Source organism: Sporolactobacillus inulinus (genome assembly GCF_006539285.1).
GTDB classification, from domain to species: Bacteria; Bacillota; Bacilli; order Bacillales; family Sporolactobacillaceae; genus Sporolactobacillus; species Sporolactobacillus inulinus.
This window is the reverse complement of sequence record NZ_BJMS01000030.1, coordinates 37,987-44,130: the sequence shown is the minus strand read 5'-3', so window position 1 is coordinate 44,130 and position 6,144 is coordinate 37,987. Positions and strand designations below refer to the sequence as shown.

Annotated in this window: 5 protein-coding genes; 1 reads left to right on the top strand and 4 read right to left on the bottom strand. The window is 45.0% G+C overall.

Going from position 1 to position 6,144, the window contains the following annotated elements:
* Positions 1-84 precede the first annotated feature (84 nt).
* Positions 85-2,646, bottom strand: a complete 2,562-nt coding sequence (locus SIN01_RS06035; RefSeq protein WP_010023276.1) for an EAL domain-containing protein — start codon at positions 2,644-2,646, stop codon at positions 85-87.
* 321 nt (positions 2,647-2,967) lie between these two features.
* Here SIN01_RS06035 and SIN01_RS06030 point away from each other — a divergent pair, with 321 nt between their 5' ends.
* Entirely contained in the window at positions 2,968-3,378 is a 411-nt protein-coding gene (locus SIN01_RS06030) for a CBS domain-containing protein (RefSeq protein WP_010023277.1), read from the top strand.
* 96 nt (positions 3,379-3,474) lie between these two features.
* On the opposite strand, the gene SIN01_RS06025 is transcribed toward SIN01_RS06030, so the two are convergent.
* Genes SIN01_RS06025 through SIN01_RS06015 form a run of 3 tightly spaced genes read right to left on the bottom strand, consistent with a single transcriptional unit; the run spans position 3,475 to position 6,102 of the window.
* Entirely contained in the window at positions 3,475-4,392 is a 918-nt protein-coding gene (locus tag SIN01_RS06025) for a lysylphosphatidylglycerol synthase domain-containing protein (protein ID WP_010023278.1), read from the bottom strand.
* Between the two features lie 40 nt (positions 4,393-4,432).
* A complete protein-coding gene (locus SIN01_RS06020) occupies positions 4,433-5,569 on the bottom strand; it encodes an MGDG synthase family glycosyltransferase (RefSeq protein WP_010023279.1) in 1,137 nt (378 codons plus the stop codon).
* A 14-nt stretch (positions 5,570-5,583) separates the two neighbouring features.
* Entirely contained in the window at positions 5,584-6,102 is a 519-nt protein-coding gene (locus SIN01_RS06015) for a glycosyl-4,4'-diaponeurosporenoate acyltransferase CrtO family protein (RefSeq protein ID WP_047035081.1), read from the bottom strand.
* Positions 6,103-6,144: the final 42 nt, after the last annotated feature.

The following is a 6,144-nucleotide window of genomic DNA, read 5'->3' as shown; positions in this document are numbered from 1 at the left end:
AAGCGGCGATTCAGCACCGAAAAGACACGAGTCGATCACACATGGTTGGAGATTAACGACCGGGCGTTTTTTGCCCGCTTTTTCCTATCGGGAATCCTTTGACTTTGAGAAAAAGTCGAACTTGTCCGTCGTCACGAAATCAGAAGTGGGCGTGAGCGAAGCGGTTTTGAGCATATGTGCCAAACGATTGAGCTGCTGCGAGAGGAGTGTCCGCTCCTTCTCACTCATGATAAATTCAAATCCGTACTGGAAAATTTCCGCTTTGAGTTCCTTCGCCCAAACGACTGAACCATAGAACGTAGCTGCCTTCCCGAGAATCGTTGTTTCTATTTTTAAGATCATTGAGCAATCAATCCCGAACCGCAAGTCCGATAAGAAGCGCAATCCGCCCAGCCCGATATTTTCAATCAAAATGCGCGATTGCCCTAGACGAACCTTTTGACCATGGAACTGATCTAATGTGACGGACGCATTTAACGGCCATTTAAGCGCGACTCTAAAGAACTTACGCCTATTTTTACGAGGCTTTTGTCGAGTCTGTTCGCTTATGTCAGATGAATGGCCATGCTGCTTGCGCACAAAGTTAGCAAACTGGTCGGCCGGTACTGGCCTAGAAAATAAATAACCTTGCACAACATCACATTTGATTTCTTTCAGCAACTGCAGCTGTTCTTGCGTTTCGACCCCTTCTGCGACCACGCGCATGTTCAAATGGTGAGCAAGGTCGATGATTGATTGCGTAATAAACCGAGAACTGTTATCGCCAGATGTATTCAAATCATCAATAAACGATTTATCAATTTTCAGTGTATCGACCTTGCCTTTGAATCGTTTCAGGTAAGAGAGCGATGAGTAGCCGGTGCCAAAGTCATCAAGATTAATACCAATTCCGTTTTTTTTGAGACCATCTAAAATTGAAAGAACCGTTGCTTCATTTTCAAGAAGCGAGGTTTCTACAATCTCTACTTCCAAATTGTGCGGATCTAGTTTAATTTGATTTAAGATTTCTAGAATACGCGTAACGAGATCGTTTTCTAGAAAACGATTCGCGGTTAAATTGACGGAGATCGGGAGTTCAGGCAGTCCCGCGTCCTGCCAAAGCTTATTTTGGCGACATGCCGTCTCCTCGATCCAATGGTCGATTTGACGCATGACGCCGATTTCTTCTGCCAGCGGGATGAATTCGGTTGGCGAAATAAGCCCCCATTCTGGGTGATTCCAGCGGATCAATGCTTCAGCGCCGACAATTTGATTGGTAAGGAGATCGACCTTGGGCTGATAATATAAGTCGAACTGATGCAAATCAAGCGAATTTCTCAAGTCTGACTCTAAGGTGAACCGCTTGTAGCTAGTGATATCCATCGTGGATGTGAAGATCCGGTAACGGTTATGTTTGTCTTTCTGTGCCCAATGAAGCGCAGAGTCGGCGTGTTTCAGTAAAGTTGTTCCATCATCGCCGTCCTCAGGAAAGATACTGATCCCAAGATTGAGTGAAACCGGGATCCGGTAATCGTTAATGAGAAACGGTTCGTCAAATGCACTGACCATGGTTTCTGCGAGGTTGATGACCGTTGGATAGAAGATATTTGGACAGAGAATGAGAAACTCATCGGCACTGATTCGGGCGATAAAATAACGCACATCAAGTAAAGCTCTCAGCTTCTTCGCAAACTGTTTCAGTAATTCATCACCGGTCGGGTGGCCTAATGTATCATTTATGTATTTGAAACGCTCCAGATCTAAATACATTACAGCTAGGTTCTGGTGCAGCGACTTGCTGACAATCAATTCCTGGTCCAGTTTTCTGCGGAAAAATCTGCTGTTAGGAAGATCGGTTAATTCGTCATGATGGATTAGATATTTGGTTAACGCTTCTGCTTTTTTGCGGTTGGTTACTTCTAGAATGCTGCCGATAAACGTTGTTTTGTCGCGATAGATAATTTTCTTAATCGAGCAATCAAAGTGATGCATCTCACCATCTCTGACCGTTCGAAATGAAAAATCAATGCCCTTCTCTCCAGTGACTAATTGTGCGATAATGGATCGGACGTTCGGTTGATCATCCGGATGCAGCATATCAAGAATGCATCCATCTCCTGCAAGCTCCGGTCCAAGAAACGCATAGAGTTGCGGATTCCCATAAATGAGTTTTTTTCCTTGAAAAATAAAGATCGCAAAAGAAGCACTGTCTGTGATGCTTTTGAAGAGTATTTCCGATTCGATAAGCGATTGCTTCAAGCGATTGGTTTGCGTCACATCGGTTGCAACCGCAAACATGCCAATGTCTCTATGCTCAGATGTAGTCGGCAGCATCGTTAAATGTACATCGAATCGACTGCCGTTCTTGTGCACGAAAACGGAATTTAGGTACTGTTTCTCGCCAAGCAGCACCCTCTGATAAGCAGTGTTGAATGGGGGAATTTGTTCCTCTGCCAGAAACTGATCCATTTTCTTTAAGATGATCTCGTTGACCGGATAGCCAAGAAACTTAGAAAAGCGTTTGTTCGGTAAAGCAATGACTCCGTTCCGATCCATATAGAAAATGAGATCAGGACTGTTGTAAAATAATGAACGATAAAATAAATCAGGGTACTGGGCGGTATCCCCATTCTGATGATCTGCACACTGCTTCTGATCGTGATGCATGGTCACTATCCTCCATAATTCGAACCTTTTTATCTAAATCTGTCATAGTAATACATATAATAGCATTACAAAAATAATAGTACAAACGGATTATTTTGACTATACCAAAAAAATCTGATATAGAAATTTTTTATCGGTAGAATCAGAGCCGTGATGAACAAGAACGTCCTTTTCTATAAAAGAAAGACGTGAGAATGATCCATTTGATACGGGCGAATACGGAACATTTGTGTTCACCTTCCATGCTATAGTCATAATGTATACGGTTTCGTCGAAGGGTTAGGTGTACGTTGAAACAGAGGGATGGAGAGTGAGTCGAGTATGAACGCTGCATTTCTGATTACTCCGAAAAACGAAGTGAAATTTGTTTATGAGGATTGGACCATTAGGCAAGCACTTGAAAAAATGGAGCATTATCGTTATACCGCAATTCCAGTATTAAATCGAAGTGGGAAGTATGTGGGGACGTTAACGGAAGGCGACATCCTCTGGAACTTGAAGCACCATGCATCGCTCGATTTTAAAGATACAGAACATATGCCGTTAAGTGATGTGCCGCGTCATCGGGATAGTTCGGCGATATCCATTAATGTCGCCATTGAAGGTATGATCGAAAAGTCGCTGACACAAAATTTTGTTCCGATCGTGGACGACAGCGGTGTCTTCATCGGCATTATTCGACGACAGGAGATTATCAGCTATTTATTAAAGCAAACGAAAGTCAGATCCTGACCGGAAAGGGCGTATCGAAGGCAATGAAAGCCGTATATTAACCATTGATCGATGGTTTTTGATCTTAAACGAAGATGCGCACATTTTTCGCAACGGTTATAGCTTCTGTTGCAGTGTCCTTTTGACTGCTTTTCCATACTTTCCGCGTAGGGCCAGAATAAAAAGGACAAAGCCTAATGGGAGCAATGCCGCATATTGAATGACGTGGAGCAAGAGTCCGGCCGACAATGCGGCGTTCTGCTGAATGCCCAGTCCGACGAGAGCAACGATGACACCATATTCGAAAAGACCGACGGCACCGGGTGAGGCGGGAATAAAACCGACGAAATTCGTCGTAGCAAAAACCGCCAGCGATAAGCGAAGCGATTGGTGCCAGCTATAACCGAATGCGGCAAGTCCCGCCCATGTCGCCACAAGAAGGAGAATATAGGAGAAAAGCACCCATAGCATCATGTTCAACAGGTTGATGGTCAGATAACGATGCATGAAGCGGCGCAGCCGTGGCACAAAACAGAGGCCGGCAAGAAGCAGTACGATCAGTGCGATACAGGCAAAGAAAAGTATCCAGAGTATATGGACGATCGCCGGGTCCGTAAATCCGGAAAAAGGAACGGCGAGCAGCGAGATCAGGATAATCGCAATCGAATCCGCAACCGCCGGGATCATGACCAGTTTCGTTCGCTGCAGTGCGCTGTAGTCGTCCGGGAAGAACGCAAAACGCAAACCATCACCAATATGGAGCGGAAGGATCATGTTTGCCGCATGACCGATGCCGACGATCTGCAAGGCGGTCAGTCGATCAATCGTCGAATCGATGCCCAGTGTATAGCCCAGTCCGCGAACGTAGTTTGAATAGATGGTGAGCGCAACGGAAACGAAGACCAGAAATCCATTAATGTTCGCATGGAACAGAGGACTCAGGTCTAAACCACCAAGTGTTTTGAATGAATAATAGATCACAAGAATTGTAATGATGATCCCGACTATAAGTTTAAGTTTTGTTTTTTTGCTCATACACCTGCACCCTGGAATCGGTTTTGAACGGCGCAATCGATTAGGCGATCGGCCGATCTTGAGACGAGTTTTTCACTTTGGTGATCTGAATGATCCGCTCAGTGATCACGCGAGCAGACTCGGGCTTCCGGAAATGATACTGGTTCTCGGCGATTTGTCGCAGCTTTTCACCGCCATGCGCTGACAATTCTGCGATCATCTTCGGCAGATCCTTTACATCTCTGCAATAAAGTCCTAATTGATGAGTGACGACAAACCGAGGATTCTTCGCCTCTTGCCCACGAAGCGCACCGGTCACGATGACGGGTTTGCAAAGGTTGACTGCTTCCATTAAAACATTGGGACTGGCCCGAATGATCAGAAGATCTGCCTCCATCATCCGCGCTTTCACTTCCGAAGTAAACCCGTAAATCGTGACTTGACTGCCAATGTAGGGAGCTAGGGTTTGTTCAAGTGTTTTCTTTAAACCTGTATTGTGTCCGGCAATAATGGTTAGGCGAATCATTTTATTGTGAACCAATGTTCGAGCAATTTTCAACACCTGAGCCGATCCCTGACTCCCGCTTATTAATAAAATTGAAATGAAATGCTTGTTTGCAAGGCCAAGTTCGGGACGTTGTAAGGTGCAGAACGCGCTGCGTACCGGGAAACCGGTCCGCACTAATTGCTCCGGTGCCATGCCGGCCTTCAGCATCTGCTGACGCGTCTCTTCAGACGGACAGATCACATTGGATGCCCGCTTGTCCGCCCACAAGTTTGTGACATTATCTAAATCCGCAATCAATGAAACGACCGGAATGTCCAGATGCGCTTGGTTTAGGACGCTGATCACCGAACCGACAAAAAGGTTATGCACGGACACGATGACGTCCGGACGAAAGGCGCGCACCTTTTCTAACAGCGGTTTCCGAATGCTACGCGCAATAAATGCGTTGACTAAAGCCTTAAACGGATTACTCAACTGATAGAAGAGTCCCCATAATAAGGGATATTTTAGCGCAAACGCGTCATAATTGCGGCTTGATGAACGAAGAAGCCGATTGCCGAGTTCAAACCCGTCAATCACCATGTAATGACTATCTGGTGAAAGAAGCGTTAGCTGTTCGCTCAAGGCTTCGGTAATGCTTTTATGCCCGCAGCCTGTATGTTCCGAAGAAAGAAACAGGATTCTAGCCACAGAATAATTCCCCTTTAGATGTCTTTATGAAGTAGTTCTAGCTCTTTGATACTATTTTCGCTCAGACCGTTCCGTTTATTAACCAAAATGTTTAAAATTCTGGGACGGTTATAGCGTTGGATGATGATGTAGGGAAGATTGCACAGAACAGCAATGAAAAACATCAGTGCGGACATGCCTGTATGCGCCCATTGCATATAGAGCAGCATACTGATCATGATGCACCAATGGACAAGTTCGGCACGACACGTCTCTTGTGCAAAGCGATATAAATAACCAGAACCGGAATGCTCCATTTGCTTTTTGGAAAAAAGAAAGGAAAGAAAATCACTGAGCTCCGGCAAGAGGCTCTTCCATCTTCTCACGCCAAACCAATGCTGATAGAAAGCGCCGTCTTTTTCCCAACGTCTTGTTCGGAACAGCCAACCATCGATATGAAAGATGGATAGCGGAAGTTTGATCGAAATCAGCGTATTCATTACCGAGAGGATCATGAAAATAAATAAATTATTGATCAATAGAAGCAATCTCATAATTATCCATCTCTTTTCTAGCCGAGGATACCTCCATACATA

Excerpts from the sequence above, each read along its gene's own strand:
- SIN01_RS06015 (WP_047035081.1), bottom strand. The coding sequence starts at position 6,102 with ATGAGATTGCTTCTATTGATCAATAATTTATTTATTTTCATGATCCTC.
- SIN01_RS06030 (WP_010023277.1), top strand. The coding sequence starts at position 2,968 with ATGAACGCTGCATTTCTGATTACTCCGAAAAACGAAGTGAAATTTGTT.
- SIN01_RS06025 (WP_010023278.1), bottom strand. The coding sequence starts at position 4,392 with ATGAGCAAAAAAACAAAACTTAAACTTATAGTCGGGATCATCATTACA.
- SIN01_RS06035 (WP_010023276.1), bottom strand. The coding sequence starts at position 2,646 with ATGCATCACGATCAGAAGCAGTGTGCAGATCATCAGAATGGGGATACC.